General features: G+C 52.8%; 15 protein-coding genes. 4 read left to right on the top strand and 11 right to left on the bottom strand.

The annotated features are described in order from the left end of the window. Positions 1-222: 222 nt before the first annotated feature. The 10 genes from VFG09_11620 to VFG09_11575 all read right to left on the bottom strand — a co-directional run bounded on the left by VFG09_11620 (position 223) and on the right by VFG09_11575 (position 10,456). The gene (locus VFG09_11620) at positions 223-960 is read right to left on the bottom strand and encodes a succinate dehydrogenase/fumarate reductase iron-sulfur subunit (protein HET6515800.1); all 738 of its coding nucleotides are present in this window, start codon (positions 958-960) and stop codon (positions 223-225) included. Then, positions 960-2,873, bottom strand: a complete 1,914-nt coding sequence (locus VFG09_11615; GenBank protein HET6515799.1) for a fumarate reductase/succinate dehydrogenase flavoprotein subunit — start codon at positions 2,871-2,873, stop codon at positions 960-962. Before VFG09_11615 ends, VFG09_11620 begins: the two co-directional genes overlap by 1 nt. Positions 2,874-2,950: 77 nt before the next feature. Then, positions 2,951-3,628, bottom strand: a complete 678-nt coding sequence (locus tag VFG09_11610; protein HET6515798.1) for a succinate dehydrogenase cytochrome b subunit — start codon at positions 3,626-3,628, stop codon at positions 2,951-2,953. Between the two features lie 15 nt (positions 3,629-3,643). Then, positions 3,644-5,053: a class II fumarate hydratase gene (locus VFG09_11605; GenBank protein ID HET6515797.1), complete on the bottom strand. Its 1,410-nt coding sequence runs from the start codon at positions 5,051-5,053 to the stop codon at positions 3,644-3,646. A gap of 1 nt (position 5,054) precedes the next feature. Then, positions 5,055-6,461: an NAD-dependent malic enzyme gene (locus tag VFG09_11600; GenBank protein HET6515796.1), complete on the bottom strand. Its 1,407-nt coding sequence runs from the start codon at positions 6,459-6,461 to the stop codon at positions 5,055-5,057. 4 nt (positions 6,462-6,465) lie between these two features. Next, a complete protein-coding gene (locus VFG09_11595; GenBank protein HET6515795.1) occupies positions 6,466-7,110 on the bottom strand; it encodes a CBS and ACT domain-containing protein in 645 nt (214 codons plus the stop codon). A gap of 62 nt (positions 7,111-7,172) precedes the next feature. Further along, positions 7,173-7,892, bottom strand: coding sequence for an ABC transporter ATP-binding protein (locus VFG09_11590; protein ID HET6515794.1), 720 nt, complete (start codon positions 7,890-7,892; stop codon positions 7,173-7,175). After that, on the bottom strand, positions 7,870-8,592 hold the full coding sequence (locus tag VFG09_11585; GenBank protein HET6515793.1) for an ABC transporter ATP-binding protein: 723 nt from the start codon (positions 8,590-8,592) through the stop codon (positions 7,870-7,872). Before VFG09_11585 ends, VFG09_11590 begins: the two co-directional genes overlap by 23 nt. Next, entirely contained in the window at positions 8,589-9,530 is a 942-nt protein-coding gene (locus VFG09_11580; GenBank protein HET6515792.1) for a branched-chain amino acid ABC transporter permease, read from the bottom strand. The genes VFG09_11585 and VFG09_11580 overlap by 4 nt, the downstream gene beginning before the upstream one ends. After that, the gene (locus tag VFG09_11575) at positions 9,527-10,456 is read right to left on the bottom strand and encodes a branched-chain amino acid ABC transporter permease (GenBank protein HET6515791.1); all 930 of its coding nucleotides are present in this window, start codon (positions 10,454-10,456) and stop codon (positions 9,527-9,529) included. Before VFG09_11575 ends, VFG09_11580 begins: the two co-directional genes overlap by 4 nt. Positions 10,457-10,608: 152 nt before the next feature. Here VFG09_11575 and VFG09_11570 point away from each other — a divergent pair, with 152 nt between their 5' ends. The 4 genes from VFG09_11570 (at position 10,609) to VFG09_11555 (ending at position 13,777) form a co-directional block, all read left to right on the top strand. Continuing rightward, positions 10,609-10,974, top strand: coding sequence for a hypothetical protein (locus VFG09_11570; GenBank protein ID HET6515790.1), 366 nt, complete (start codon positions 10,609-10,611; stop codon positions 10,972-10,974). 557 nt (positions 10,975-11,531) lie between these two features. After that, positions 11,532-12,410, top strand: a complete 879-nt coding sequence (locus VFG09_11565; GenBank protein ID HET6515789.1) for a DNA adenine methylase — start codon at positions 11,532-11,534, stop codon at positions 12,408-12,410. A 2-nt stretch (positions 12,411-12,412) separates the two neighbouring features. Next, positions 12,413-12,739, top strand: a complete 327-nt coding sequence (locus VFG09_11560) for a Smr/MutS family protein (GenBank protein HET6515788.1) — start codon at positions 12,413-12,415, stop codon at positions 12,737-12,739. A 639-nt stretch (positions 12,740-13,378) separates the two neighbouring features. After that, positions 13,379-13,777 carry an ACT domain-containing protein gene (locus VFG09_11555; protein ID HET6515787.1) on the top strand — a complete coding sequence of 133 codons (399 nt, stop codon included), beginning with the start codon at positions 13,379-13,381 and terminating at the stop codon, positions 13,775-13,777. A gap of 368 nt (positions 13,778-14,145) precedes the next feature. On the opposite strand, the gene VFG09_11550 is transcribed toward VFG09_11555, so the two are convergent. After that, positions 14,146-14,703: hypothetical protein (locus VFG09_11550; protein ID HET6515786.1), on the bottom strand; the 558-nt coding region annotated here is incomplete at its 5' end.

The following is a 14,703-nucleotide window of genomic DNA, read 5'->3' as shown; positions in this document are numbered from 1 at the left end:
CAAAATGCACGCAGTCAATAACGACAACTATTTCTAAAGGAATTTCCCGGTGCTTAGGTGGGTCTTACATCTTTGATGCAGAATTTATCATAGTTTTCAACGGGTTGTCGACTAAATCAGGAGAGATCTCCGAAACTCCTGTCAAAAAGAACCGTCCCCTTTGTTTTCATCAATCATCCCACTTGCGGTTATACGGTTCCGTAAGTCCGGATTCAGCAGATACTACCATTGGGCTTTTATGAATTCCCTGTTCAGCTTCGCGATGAACTGGACCTTGATCCCCTTCGGGCAGGCTGCCTGGCACTCATAGTGGTTGCTGCAACTCCCGAATCCTTCCCTCACCATCGCCTCGGTCATCACGCAGACACGCCGCGCAGCCTCGGTCCTCCCCTGGGGAAGCATGGCGAGATGGGTGACCTTTGCTGCAGCAAAGAGCATCGCGGAGCCGTTCGGGCAGGCAGCAACGCAGGCCCCGCAGCCTATACATTCGGCGGCATCCATCGCGACATCTGCATCAGCCTTCGGAATGAGGATGGCATTCCCGTCAGGGACGCCACCGGTATGGACGGAGATATAGCCGCCCGCCTGGATAATGCGATCAAGGCCGCTACGGTCCACGATCAGGTCCTTTATCACCGGGAAGGCCCTCGCACGCCAGGGTTCGATGTAGATCGTGTCTCCGTCCTTGAAATTCCTCATGTGCAATTGGCAGACCGTCGTCTTTTCCTGCGGTCCGTGGGGGACACCGTTTATCACCTGGGAACACATGCCGCAGATCCCCTCCCTGCAGTCATGGTCAAAGGCTATGGGCTCCTGCCCTTTCTTTATGAGCTCCTCGTTGACGACGTCAAGCATTTCGAGGAAGGACATGTCCTTGCTTATGCCCCTCGCCTCATACCGCTCGAGTCTCCCCTTGTCATCCCGACCCTTCTGTCGCCAGACAAACAACGTTAGATCCATTACTTGTAACTCCTCACCGAGAGCTGGACGTTTTCGAAGACAAGGGGCTCCCTGTGCAATTCCGGATCCCTCTCAAGACCCTTGAATTCCCAGGCCGCAACATAGCAGAAATTCTCGTCATCGCGCTTCGCCTCTCCATCAAACATCTGATATTCTACCCGGAAATGCGCGCCGCATGACTCTCTGCGATGAAGGGCATCCTTTGCCATAAGTTCGCCGAACTCGAGGAAGTCTGCAACACGACCGGCCTTCTCGAGTTCCTGGTTCAATTCTGCTCCGTCCCCGGGAACATGCACATTGCTCCAGAATTCTGCGCGGAGTTCGGGAATCAGTGTCAGGGCCTTCCTGAGGCCTTCCTCGCTCCGTGCCATACCGACATTGTCCCACATGATCCTGCCGAGTTCACGGTGGAACTCATTCACGGTCTTCTTGCCCTTGATCGAAAGAAGTCTTTTTGTAAAGGCCTCGACATCCTCCATCGACTTCCTGAACTCTGGATTTCCGGTAATGACTTTACCCGGTCTGGTCCGGGCAAGGTAATTGCCGATCGTATAGGGTATGATGAAATATCCGTCGGCCAGTCCCTGCATGAGCGCGCTCGCACCGAGCCTGTTGGCGCCGTGGTCGGAGAAGTTCGCCTCGCCGAGAACAAAGAGTCCCGGGATATTGCTCTGAAGATTGTAATCGACCCAGAGGCCGCCCATGGTGTAATGGGGCGCCGGATAGATGCGCATCGGCTGCTTGTAGGCACTCTCGTCGGTTATCCGTTCGTACATCTCAAAGAGGTTGCCGTAACGCTCGCGTATCTTATCTTCACAAGAGCGCTTGATGGCATCACTGAAATCAAGAAAGACGCCCCGGCCGCTCGTTCCGACCCCTCGGCCTTCATCACAGACCTCTTTGGCTGCACGGGACGCAAGGTCGCGGGGAGCAAGATTGCCGAAGCTCGGGTATTTTCGCTCCAGGTAGTAGTCCCTCTCCTCTTCAGGGATTTCATTTGGCGCCCGTCTGTCTCCCTTCGTCTTCGGCACCCAGACCCTGCCGTCATTTCTGAGGGACTCGGACATCAGGGTAAGCTTGGCCTGATGGTCTCCGGTGACAGGGATACAGGTCGGGTGGATCTGCGTAAAACAGGGGTTTGCGAAGAAGGCGCCCTTCTTGTACGCGCGGTACGTCGCCGTCACATTCGATCCCATCGCGTTCGTCGAGAGATAGAAGACGTTGCTATAACCGCCCGTACAGAGGCAGACAGCGTCTGCCGCATAGGAGCCTATCTTGCCGGTCACCATGTCGCGAACCGTAATGCCCTTGGCCTCACCATCAATAATAACGAGGTCAAGCATCTCTGTCCGGGGATGAAGTGTTACGGTCCCCTCCTTCATCTGGCGTGAGAGGGCTGAGTAGGCGCCAAGGAGCAGTTGCTGACCTGTCTGTCCCCGCGCATAAAAGGTCCTCGAGACCTGGGCGCCGCCAAAGGAACGGTTGGCGAGATAACCGGCATAGTCGCGGGCAAAGGGGACTCCCTGGGCTACGCACTGGTCGATAATACTACAGCTCACCTCTGCCAGACGATAAACGTTTGCCTCGCGAGACCTGAAGTCTCCTCCTTTGATCGTGTCATGGAAAAGCCGGAAGATACTGTCTCCATCATTCGGGTAGTTCTTTGCTGCGTTGATGCCACCCTGGGCTGCGATGCTGTGGCCCCTTCGCGGGGTGTCCTGGTAACAGAAAGAATCGACGCTATACCCGAGTTCTCCGAGGGTCGCAGCAGCAGAGGCCCCAGCAAGACCGGTACCGACAACGATGATCCGGTATTTCCGCTTGTTGGCCGGACTCACCAGTTTCATCTCATGGCGATGTCTCTCCCATTTTTCTGAAAGGAGGCCTGAAGGACATTTCCCGTCAAGAATCACAATGTACTCCCGTGAGACAACTTCTTTTCATCAACCTCTTTGGCACTGCACCAGAGTTTTGTCTCATACGATATCCTCTATTTCACGATCCGTGCAAAGATGAGGATCGGGATCGATATATATCCGAGAAAAAGGAGAAGGGCTGCAAAGGTTCCTCCCTTTTCCAGAAGAGAGAGGCTCCTGTCGTTATTCAACCCCAGTGTCTGGAAGAAACTCTGTATGCCATGTCCGAGGTGGAAACCGAGGGCCGCCATGCCACAAACATAAAGTGACGAGATCACACTCTTCTGAAAGCTGAGCACCACCATCATAAAGACGTCCTGCCTCCCCGCTGCATCGAGGTGCCTGATTGCGGCAATCTCGGGGTTTGTAACCTGAAAGGTGAAATGGAGAAGATGGTAGACAAGGAATGCCCCTATGAGAAGCCCCGTCCAGATCATGTTCTTCCCGGCAAAGGTCGCTCTGAGGCTCTCCTGAACAACATAGGACTTCGATTTTGCCGCCCGGTTTTCGAGGGTCAACTGAATACCGAAAAAGAGATGGAGTGAGAGGAGCGTCAGCATGATGATGCGGAATACCCAGACGATAAGGCCGAAACGGTGGAGAGCCGCTGCATAGGCGTTGATACCGTCGGGACCGGCAAAGATGGAGGAATTACCGAGGAGATGGATAATGACAAAGATGATCATGGAAAAGCCTGTGACAGCCATCAAGAGCTTTCTTCCAACGGTACTCTTCAGGAATTGTATGGTCACGCCTTTTTCAATCCCCTATTCCTTTACATCGTTGAGCCCCGGTCTCGTCATCATCTCGGGGTCCAGGAGCCTTTCAGCGTCATCCTCTGAGAGATACCCCATTTCGACTGCTGCCTTCTTCACCGTCTTCCTCTCTTTCAATGCCTTTTTAACGACCTCTGCCGCCTTTTCGTACCCTATGATGGGGTTGAGGACAGTCGCAATAATCGGGTTTCGGTGGATCAGTTCGTGAATATGTTCCTCATTCACTTCAAGACCTTCGAGGGCCTTCTCCGCCAGGAGATGGGACACGTTGGAGAGTATCGTGATCGACTGGGTTATATTATGGGCTATCACCGGCAGCATCACATTCAGCTGGAAATCCCCCATTGCGTTGGCTATGGATATGACGGTGTCATTCCCCATGACCTGCGCGCAGACCATCCTGACGGCCTCAGGGATCACCGGGTTCACCTTCCCTGGCATTATGGATGAACCGGGTTGAAGGGAGGGCAGTCGTATCTCCGATAGCCCCGCCATAGGGCCGCTGTTCATCCACCGCAGGTCATTCGCGATCTTCATGAGGCCTGTTGCGAATGTCTTGAGCTGACCTGATAACTCGACGACAGCGTCCTGGGCTGACTGGGCTTCGAAGTGATTCGCTGCTTCAACGAAATCAATGCCTGTCTTATCCCGCAGCACCCTGCACACCTTCGAGCCAAAATCGGGATGGGCGTTTATCCCTGTACCGACCGCCGTTCCCCCTATCGCGAGTTCCGAGAGCCCCGGCAACGTAGTCCGAATCCTCTCAATGGCATACACCACCTGTGCTGCCCATCCCGACATCTCCTGTCCGAGGGTCAAGGGCATTGCATCCATGAGATGGGTTCTTCCGGTCTTGACGACGCCTTTGTAGTTTTCCGCCTTCTTCCTTATGGTCCTCTCAAGAAGCTCAAATGCAGGGAGGAGCTCTTCTTTGACCAGGAGACAGGCAGAGACATGGATGACGGTGGGTATCACATCATTCGAAGACTGCCCCATATTCACGTGGTCATTCGGATGGACAGGAGTTTTTGAATTCCTCGATCCTGTGAGGATCTCGTTTGCCCTCGCAGCGACAACTTCGTTGGCATTCATATTCGTCGACGTGCCTGAGCCTGTCTGGAATATGTCGAGGGGAAAGTGGTCATCCCACAGTCCTTCCATTACCTCCTGGGCAGCCTGCTGAATTGCCTGCGACATCCCATGATCGAGAAGTCCCATTTCGGCATTCACCTGCGCAGCAGAGGCCTTCACGAGCCCGAGAGAGCGGATAAAGACACGGGGGAAGCGGATACCGCTCACAGGAAAGTTCTCGACGGCCCTCTGGGTCTGCGCTCCATAGAGGGCAGACCGAGGAACCTGGACTTCGCCGATGGAATCTCTTTCGATACGGTAATCACTCATCCTATTTCCTCGCGAGCCCCGTGTTCCTCGCTGCCTTGGCTACCTCCTGGGCAACGGCAGCAACCACTTTTCTGTCAAAGGGACTGGGAATGATATAATCCTCATGGAGCTCGTCACCCTTTACCGTATAGGCGATCGCCTTGGCAGCTGCAAACTTGACCTCTTCATTCACACCCCGCGCCCGGACATCGAGCAACCCCCTGAATATCCCCGGATAACCGAGCATATTGTTTATCTGGTTCGGGTAGTCGGATCTCCCCGTCGCAAGGATCTTTGCGAGAGGGAGGGCATCTTCGGGAGCGATCTCTGGATCCGGATTCGCAAGGGCAAATATGATAGGATCCTTCGCCATCTTCCGTATGTCCTCGGGTCTGACGGTATTGGGGCTTGCAAGGCCTACAAAGACATTCACGTCCTTTATCGCTTCGCTGAGACCTCCCTTCACCTTCCTCGGGTTCGTCTTCTTCGCGATGGCGATCTTGTATGGGTTCATATCGTTCTTTCTTCCGTCATAGATCGCACCGGCCCTGTCGCAAAGGGTGATATCCTTTACTCCAAAGGCCGACATCATGAGTGCGTTGGCCATCCCTGCTGCGCCGGCGCCCAGGATAAGGACCCTGAATTTCTTGATGTCCTTCTTGAGAAGCCTCGATACGTTGAGGAGGGCAGCAAGTACGACGACCGCCGTTCCATGCTGGTCATCATGGAAAACAGGGATGTCCAATTCTTTTCTCAGCCTCGCCTCGATCTCAAAGCATCGGGGGGCGGAAATATCCTCAAGGTTTATGCCGCCAAAGGGTGTTGCAATGTTCTTGACCGTATTGATGATCTCTTCGGTGTCCTTCGTCTTCAGTGCGATCGGGAAAGCATCAATATCGCCGAACTCCTTGAATATCATCGCCTTGCCTTCCATAACCGGCATTGCCGCTTCAGGCCCGATATCGCCGAGACCGAGGACCGCGGACCCGTCCGTAACCACCGCCACCGAATTGCCCTTTATGGTATACCGGTAAGCGTGGTCCCTGTTTTCTCCGATGTCTCTGCAGATCCTCGCCACACCGGGTGTATAGACCTTTGAGAGGTCATTTCTGTCCCTCACATGGACCTTGTTGTGGATCTCGATCTTGCCGCCCTCGTGTGCGGAGAAGGTCTGGTCCATGACCGAGATCACCTTTACGCCGCTTGTCTCTTCAATAGCCTTTACGATCTCCTTTTCGTGCTCCTCGTCCCGCGCATTGACCGTAATATCCCGAACGACCTTTCCTTTCTCAACACGAACGATGTCGACAGCACCGAGGTCTCCGCCGGCCAGGCCGATGGACGTTGCGATCTTTGCGAACATTCCGATGCGGTTATCGATGGCAACCCGTATTGTTATGCCGTAACTGGGACTTGGCATGCGTATCATCGCATCAACCCTTCTTTATCTTCACGTTTCTATAGGTACCCTCGAGCTCGGCCTTGAGCTTTCTGAAATCGCCTGCTCCCTTGGCCCGGATCACAAGGTCACGGTATCCTTCTTTCACGCCTTCGTAGGATGTGAGGATACTCTGGAGATGGAATGCATGTTTTCTGATGATGTCAGCCACCTCTTTCACCGACCCTGGCCTGTCCTCGATAGTAACATAAATCCTGTGGCCGCCGTGCCTCACACCGGTTATGTCGACGAGGACGCGGTATATGTCCCTGTCCGAGATGATGCCGACAAGCCTCCCCTGGTCGAGTACCGGAAGGCATCCGATGTTCTCGTCATGCATGACCATGGCTGCCTCTTCCACGGGCGTCTCGGGAGTGGTGGTAAAGACCTTCACCTTCATCGCCTCCTTCACCTTTGTCACTGCAAGGAGATAATGGAGCTCATAGATATCAAGGGACGTGGCCTTCGAGGGACTGAATTCCTTTATGTCCCCGTCCGAGATGATGCCTTTCAGTTTATCGTCCTTCAGGACGGGAAGGTGCTTGATACCCTTTTCCTTCATGATCATGATCGCATCGGATATACTGTCATCAACACCGATCGTGTAAACCTTCTTCGTCATCCAGTCAGATACAAACATCTCCTCACCTCCTATACGGCCGAGCGCCACACGCTTTTGTCCGGAGCCTTACCCGCCCGTTGTCATACCCCAAGATAGGCCTTCTTCACGTGCTCGTCATTGAGTAATGCTTGCCCTGCCCCCTGGAGGCTTATTCTGCCGCTCTCCAGGACAAAGGCCCTGTCGGATAATGAAAGGGTCTGCTTTGTGTTCTGCTCAACGAGAAGGACCGTCGTTCCTTCCTGCCGTATCTTTTTTATAACATTGAAGATCTCCCGCACCAGTATCGGTGCAAGTCCGAGAGAAGGTTCATCGAACATCAGAAGCTTTGGCAGTGCCATAAGCCCCCTCCCTATGGCGACCATCTGCTGCTCCCCGCCGCTCAAGGTACCGGCAAGCTGTCTCCTCCGTTCACTGAGCCTCGGAAAGAGCTCAAAGACCATCTCCTTCGTCTTCCGTCTCTGTCTCTTTGCTTCCCCCCTTAACGAGCCCATGTCGAGGTTTTCTTCAACGGTCATCTCTACGAAGAGTTTCCTCGCTTCGGGGCAGAGGGCCAATCCCATCCCTATGAGTTTATAGGGTTCGGTTCTGGTAATCACAGTCCCGTCAAAAATTATCTCTCCTCTTGCAGGACGTACGATCCCGGAGATCGTCTTCAGAGTCGTTGACTTGCCTGCCCCGTTTGCGCCGATGAGCGCAACAATCTCGCCCCTTTTCACCTCAAAAGTAACGTCCCAGATCACCTGGACATCACCATAAAAGACATCGACATTCTTTATCTCAAGCACCTTCAGCCTCTCCAAGATAGGCCTCCACAACAGCAGGATTGCTCCCGATCTCCTTCGGCGTCCCTTCCGCCAATTTCTCTCCATAACTCAAGACGACAATCCTGTCGGAGATGGCCATGATGACCTTCATATGATGTTCGATGATCATAATGGTTATTCCCCTCGCCTTGATCTTCCCTATGATCTCTATGGATTCATCGAGCTCGGCAGGGTTCAGTCCTGCAAAGGACTCATCAAGCAGGATCATCTCGGGCTGCGTTGCTAGGGCCCTTGCAATCTCGAGCTTCTTTCGTTTCCCAAGGGGGAGTCCCTTTGATATCACATCCCTGTCATCATGAAGACCGGTGAACTTTGTCGTTTCGACGGCTATCTCTTCGGCCTGGGCCCTCGTCGTTACCCTCAGGAAGGCTGAGGCGACGACATTATCGAGGACGGTCATCCTCTGCAAGGGTTTCACCACCTGAAAGGTCCTTGCGACTCCCATCTGACAGATCTGATGCGGTTTCAGACCGGATATCTTCCTGTCCTTGAAAAAGACCTTGCCCTCTGTGGGGTTGTAGAAACCGTTGATCACATTGAACATTGTCGTCTTCCCGGCTCCGTTCGGTCCGATGAGTCCGACGATGTCTCCCTTCCTGACCTCGAAGGAGACGTTGCTTATTGCGGCAAGGCCTCCGAAATGCACCGAAACGTTCTTTACGTCGAGGAGGCTCATGAAAGTGTCCTCCCCATGCCGACAAGCCCTTTCAGCTTTCGATAATCACCTACGATGCCGTTCGGCAAAAAGATGATGATGATGATGAGCAAAATTCCAAAAAAGGTCTGATAAGCCACTCCGAGGCCGGGGATGGAGCGTATGAGCTCAGCGAGTAACACCATGATTATGGCTCCCACAAAGGGTCCCCAGTATGTCGCAACACCTCCCACCATGACGATCATAATAGTGATGATTGATATGTCATGGAGGGCAAAGGCCACATGAGGATCGATATACCCCATATAATTGGTATAAAAGGCGCCTGCAATCCCGGTGAGGACGCCGCTGATGCATAAGGCCAGTGTCTTGTATAGGGTCGTGTTGATGCCGAGAGATTCAGCAGCATCCTGATCTTCCCTTATCGCCACAAAGTAGTACCCGAGTTTTGACTCTATCAGCTTCTTTACCAGGAAGAATGTCACTGCCGCAATGGCGAGGACAATATAGAAATACCATATCTTCTCAACCCATGTCCGCTCCTGGATCATGATTCCCAGGGTGCCACCGGTGAAATCGACCCAGTTCTCTGCAGTGACTCGCATGACCTCACCGCTTGCAAGGGTGGCAAGGGCGAAGAAGGGCCCCCTCAGTCTGAGGACGATGAAGCCGAGGACAAAGGCAAAGAGGGCTACAACGAAAACGCTCAGGGGAACTCCCCACCACGGGGAGAGGCCGGATTTCGTATAGAGGATACCGGCTGTATAGGCGCCAACGCCAAAGTATGCCGCATGGCCGAAAGAGACCTGGCCGCAGTATCCGCCAAGGAGGTTCCAGGCCATGCCGATCGTCGACCACATAATGACGAGGATCAAAATATGCATCATATAGCTGCTCAGTCCGGTCAGGGGCAGGGCCGCCAAAAGCACAAGTGCGGTGATCGGGAGATACTGTTTCATCTGGCCAGCCTCTTCCGCTTCAAGAGAGATGCCACACCACCCGGGAGGAATATGAGGGCCGCCACAAAGACGACAAACCTCCCCACCGGCGCCCATCCCATGCCGACGTAGGTGGCTGTCATCGACTCAAAGACCCCAAGGATGAGACCTCCGATAATTGCCCCCATCGTGGAGCCAAGTCCTCCGAGGATCGTAATGACAAAGGCGATAAGGGTAAACTGCCCTCCCAGAGAAGGGAAGAGATAATAGATGGGGATAAAGAGACATCCTGCTGCGCCGACAAGCCCTGAACCGATCCCAAAGGTGACAATCCTCATCCGCTTGACATTCACTCCCATAAGGAGCGCAGCATCAGGGTCCTGTGCAGTGCCCCTAATGGATCTGCCCATGTCCGTTCTGCCGAGGAAGAGCGAGAGACCTATGGTAATGACGACGGCAATGACGAAGGAAACAGACCACGGTATCGACAGGGAAAGCTCAATGGGGGAGGTCTTCCAGAAATCACTCAGGTAAAAGGCGCTTGTGGCATAACTGACAGGGGTAGAGCGGTAGTCGGACTTGAAAAAGATCGTAGCAAGATTAGCGAGAACCATGCCGATGCCGACAGTCAGGATGACCTGGTTTTCGGGAAGGATCGATTCAGCCTTCAGCACGGGGTTGATCAGGTACTTCTGAATACCGATGCCGAGAAAGAATAACAGGGGCGTGGCGATAAGGACTGAAAGATAGGGGTCGATGCGAAAGAGCACGAACATCCAGTAGGCAATATACATCGCAACCATCATGAGTTCACCGTGGGCGAGGTTGATGATCTTCATGACGCCCATGATGAGGGTCATGCCCAGCCCTATCAGGGCATAGAGGCCGCCGAGGAGGAGGCCCGCGATCAGGGTCTGAAGAAAGATTTCAACCTGGACGGATGTCATAGCTCAACCTCTCTTCATCTCCCTATCCTTTGCCGTTTTCTGATACCATTTTAGTACAAAGAAAGAGTAAAGGGAAGGAAATTATTATCTCATCCCTCCCCTGAATCTGCCGCAGGTCAGATAGAGGATATTTTGGCCGCAGTTGGATTATAATGGAAAAGGACGTCATGGAACTGAAATACCTCTTCTATTTTCTCATCGGTGGACTTATTACAAGCGGTGTTACCTATCTTGCCAACCAGTCGAGAGGTTTGGTTGCAGCCTTTCTGGGGACTCTGCCGATCATAACGATAAGCACCTTTGTCCTCATTTACCTCAACAGCGGCCAAAACGCGGTGCTCTCCTATGCCAAGGGATTAATGATCATGATCTTCCCCTGGATGGTCTTTATCCTGTCCGTCATCTTTGTTACTCCCCGGCTGAGTTTCCTCTCCTCTCTCCTCATCGGTCTTTCCCTCCAGATGGTGACGGCCTTCCTGATCTTCATCGTTTCAGGAAGGATATCACCAGGACAGTGAGACGGACCGACCTCCCTTCCGTGTGCTTTCTCCGTCGACTGAACAAGGCAGAGGTTGCTTTCGGGCATCGTTGTGGATTATTCTGTCATATGAACCTCAGTAAGTTCTCGCGATACAGGGCTTCTCACCACACCAGCTTCACCGGACATGATATGCTATGCGCCTATGAGGTTAAGACAGATGGAGGCGGAATATGAAAACGATCTTCGCGGCGGTCTTATCAGCCATTTTGATGCCCTTCTTCTGTCAACCGTCATACGCTACCGAATGCACTACGGACATCGACTGCAACATGTACAATAGCGAAAGATGTATAACGCCGGCCTATAGTAATCGCGGCGAATGTGTCAGTGTCAATAAGATCCTCAAAGAGCGTAAACCGGACTCTTCTATTGCTCCCCCTTCTTCTGCTCCTCCTTCTCCTGCGAAGCGCGGGAAATTCTGCATGACAAATTCCGACTGCGACCCCGGCCAGTCCTGTGTCAAGAAAGGGAATGACGATGTCTATGGTTCGTGTTTCTGAGGCATGGGGCCCGATCGCTTGACTCTGAGGGCAGATGAAGCAACTCAAGCTTCTTGATCATGTTCCCGACAACGATGTTAAACCGTTCCGGCGCCAGCTCCTCAAATGGAGTGGTAATAAGCAGCGTATTGCCCACGAAATCGTTTCCCATTTCCCCGAGAAAGGCGGTAAGTATTTTGAGCCCTTCCTCGGAAGCGGTGCGGTTTTGGCAACCTATGCACCCGAAAAAGGAGTGGGCTCGGACAACTTCAGACCCTTGATGGAAATTTGGCAAACGCTCAAGAAGTCGCCGAGGACCTTGATGAAGTGGTACACCGAACGATGGGAAAAAATGAAGAGTGGGGAAAAGGCTGAAGTCTATGAGGAGATCAAGGCCCATTACAACAGGTCGCCCAACGGTGGGGACCTCTTGTTCCTGTCTCATTCCTGTTCGGAAGGCGCCTTGCGATTTAGAGCCGATGGCTCTCTGTCCACACTCAGTAGCTTGCATGATCCGATATCACCTGAAGCCTTTGCGAAAAGGGTTGTCCTTTGGTCTGAAAGAGTGAAGGGGTGCGATTTTCTCTTGCTAGACTTTGAAGACGCCATGTCTCTGGCAAAGGCAGGAGATGTTATATACTGTGATCCTCCCGGCACAGGCGGTCTTGGCCTGCTTCCGGGAGCAGGGGACTTCAGACTCCAGGACCTCTTTCGCGTAATCGAAAAGTGCAAGGCGAAGGGGACGCATGTCCTTCTCAGTTTTGACGGTACGAAGAAATCGGGCAATTTCATCGGCGATACAGAAATCCCTCCTGGATTATTCAAGAGGGAGGTCTCTGTCAATTCGGATAGTTCACGGTCAGGAATACCCCGGACGAAGGGGAAGACGTCCGAGGCGGGAATGGGCAAGAACCGGCTCCTCCTCACCTATTGATCGTGCAACTGACAGATGATGAAGAGAACCCTCAAGAGCCCCAAGTCGTCGAGGTTCCGATCGACGGGGTACTCGACCTCCATACCTTCCGGCCACGCGACCTCAAAGACCTGTTGCCCACATACCTCGGGGTCTGCAGAGAACGAGGGATACTCCAGGTTCGTATCATCCACGGCAAAGGGAGCGGTGCTCTGAGGAGGACCGTTCATTCGATCCTTGGAAGACTGCCCAGTGTCGCTTCCTATACTCAGGCAGGAGAAGAAGCCGGGGGATGGGGAGCGACCATTGTGACATTACGGCCATCAGGCGGGTCAGGTCTCCTCACCTGAAAGCCCTTTCGAAAAAAGTTTGCACCGCATACATCAACTTGACAAGGAACTTTTTTCTGGTACCATTAAATTAGAAAGAGGCAGTGCAGCTTCAGATAAGATCAACTCTTCGTAAGAATGGCGGAAAGCGGCAGGTCTTGAGAGAAGCCCCGGCATATTGTGGAGACGGATGTCTGTGAACAGTCTTAAAAAGGATGTGCACTCATGTTTGATGACAATTGCAATACCATCACGATGAGACGTGACTTTCTCAAACAGACTTTGTTTACGACAGGCTACATGCTTCCTGTCGTAGCGGCCATTCAGTTTAGTTCGCTTGATGCCTGGGTCAAGAACCATCCTTTTAGTAACCGTAATAACCCCAATAATCAAGATAGTCGGGATAAGAGAAAGCCTGAAGATCACTAGTGCCAGGCACGAAAAGACAGAAGCGAGACTGAGAACTACCAGTGTTTCTGTCGGAGACTTCTTGGGGTAAGCGCAGAATACCGCCGCTTCGGGCCCATATTTGTAAAAAGGACATTTGACATCGAATAGGCAGTCTCCCCGCCCCTTCCTTACTTCTCCGTCTGATCTCGATTTGACTTTTCTCGGGCATGATGTACAATTCAGATAGAAAGCTCTTCCAAGGAGGACGTTATGACGAGAGGGAAAAAGGTGAAACAGTTAGAGTTCGACATGCCGGACAGGCCAGGGTTGCTTTCAGAGGTCACGACCGCCCTTGCAGCGGCGAAAGTGAATATCAGTTCAATTTGCGCTTACGGAATGGAGGGGAAGGCGTTCTTCATGCTCATCACCGACGGCAATGCGAAAGCCAAGAAAGCTCTTGCGAAGCTTGGAGCAAAGGCTGAAGAAGAAGACGTATTCGCGGTAGAAATGCCGAACAAGGCAGGAGAACTGCAGAAGGTAGCCAAGAAGATCGCGGACGCAGGAATTAATATCAACTACGTGTACGGTGCAACCGCCACAGGGAAAACCGCGACCTGCATTTTTTCTTCATCGGACAACAAAAAGGCCCTGAAGGTACTGAGCAAGTAATGGTAAACCGTAACGTTGCAAACGATGGCAAGGCAGGCATGCATCGAAGCCCTGTACATGCGATGAGATTCCTACAATGAGGTACTTCGATGACTTCAGCGTAAGTGACCTCCCGCATTGAGCATACAGCGGCAGTCGGCAACCATCAAAGGTATCGCGATACAAGGCTTCTCACCATACCTGCCTTCCCGAACAAGATAGTTTTATGCAACTGGAAGGTAAAGATGCGTGACTGCTCCCATTGATGTTGCCTGAGCAGCAGACTTTGGTGATGCAGAGCGGCAAGGGGGCAATGGTATCCCTCTTGCCCCTTTGTGTCATCCTCTGAAGTTTTCTGTCGTCAATAACCTGCGACCTCTTTAAGCCACTTACCTGAAATACACGTTGATAGTATGGTCCTTTCTTATGTTCGTCAAGGTATAGGCCGTTACACCATATCTTGCTGCTCCATTATCGATTACACTCACCACCTTACGACCAGGTTCCGGGGTGACGGTGAGGGTAAGACTGCCAGGGTTCACCGTGAACATTCTGCTGTCTCCCCCGTTCACCGTGGTTGTTGTAATTGACGGTCCAGATACAGTGACACTTCCTCCCGTCGCCGCCGTGACATTGACCGAATATACATCAAGCACGAAAAAGGCGGTGATCGTGTGGGCCGCCTGGATATTGTAGAAGGTGTATGTGGTCCTTACGCCCACAGATGTTCCGTCAACTTGCACATCCGCTATACGGCAGCCGGCGGCCGGCGTGAAGGTGAACTTCTGGTTGATACCGCCCTTTACGGAGACAGTACCTGACGGCGATATAGCGCCATTTGGCCCTGCACCGGCACTGATGGTATACGATGGTATCCCTACAAATGTCACCGAGATGGTATGGTTGGCATTTACACTGCTGAACGTATACGTGGACACAGCTCCCAC

The organism is Thermodesulfovibrionales bacterium, from assembly GCA_035686305.1.
Taxonomy (GTDB): domain Bacteria; phylum Nitrospirota; class Thermodesulfovibrionia; order Thermodesulfovibrionales; family UBA9159; genus DASRZP01.
The sequence above is the reverse complement of the archived record's forward strand: the minus strand, read 5'-3'. Positions and strand labels throughout refer to the sequence as shown.

Coding starts and splice junctions, on each gene's coding strand:
- VFG09_11620 (HET6515800.1), bottom strand. CDS start 960: ATGGATCTAACGTTGTTTGTCTGGCGACAGAAGGGTCGGGATGACAAG.
- VFG09_11605 (HET6515797.1), bottom strand. CDS start 5,053: ATGAGTGATTACCGTATCGAAAGAGATTCCATCGGCGAAGTCCAGGTT.
- VFG09_11600 (HET6515796.1), bottom strand. CDS start 6,461: ATGATACGCATGCCAAGTCCCAGTTACGGCATAACAATACGGGTTGCC.
- VFG09_11595 (HET6515795.1), bottom strand. CDS start 7,110: ATGTTTGTATCTGACTGGATGACGAAGAAGGTTTACACGATCGGTGTT.
- VFG09_11585 (HET6515793.1), bottom strand. CDS start 8,592: ATGAGCCTCCTCGACGTAAAGAACGTTTCGGTGCATTTCGGAGGCCTT.
- VFG09_11580 (HET6515792.1), bottom strand. CDS start 9,530: ATGAAACAGTATCTCCCGATCACCGCACTTGTGCTTTTGGCGGCCCTG.
- VFG09_11575 (HET6515791.1), bottom strand. CDS start 10,456: ATGACATCCGTCCAGGTTGAAATCTTTCTTCAGACCCTGATCGCGGGC.
- VFG09_11570 (HET6515790.1), top strand. CDS start 10,609: ATGGAAAAGGACGTCATGGAACTGAAATACCTCTTCTATTTTCTCATC.
- VFG09_11565 (HET6515789.1), top strand. CDS start 11,532: ATGAAGCAACTCAAGCTTCTTGATCATGTTCCCGACAACGATGTTAAA.
- VFG09_11555 (HET6515787.1), top strand. CDS start 13,379: ATGACGAGAGGGAAAAAGGTGAAACAGTTAGAGTTCGACATGCCGGAC.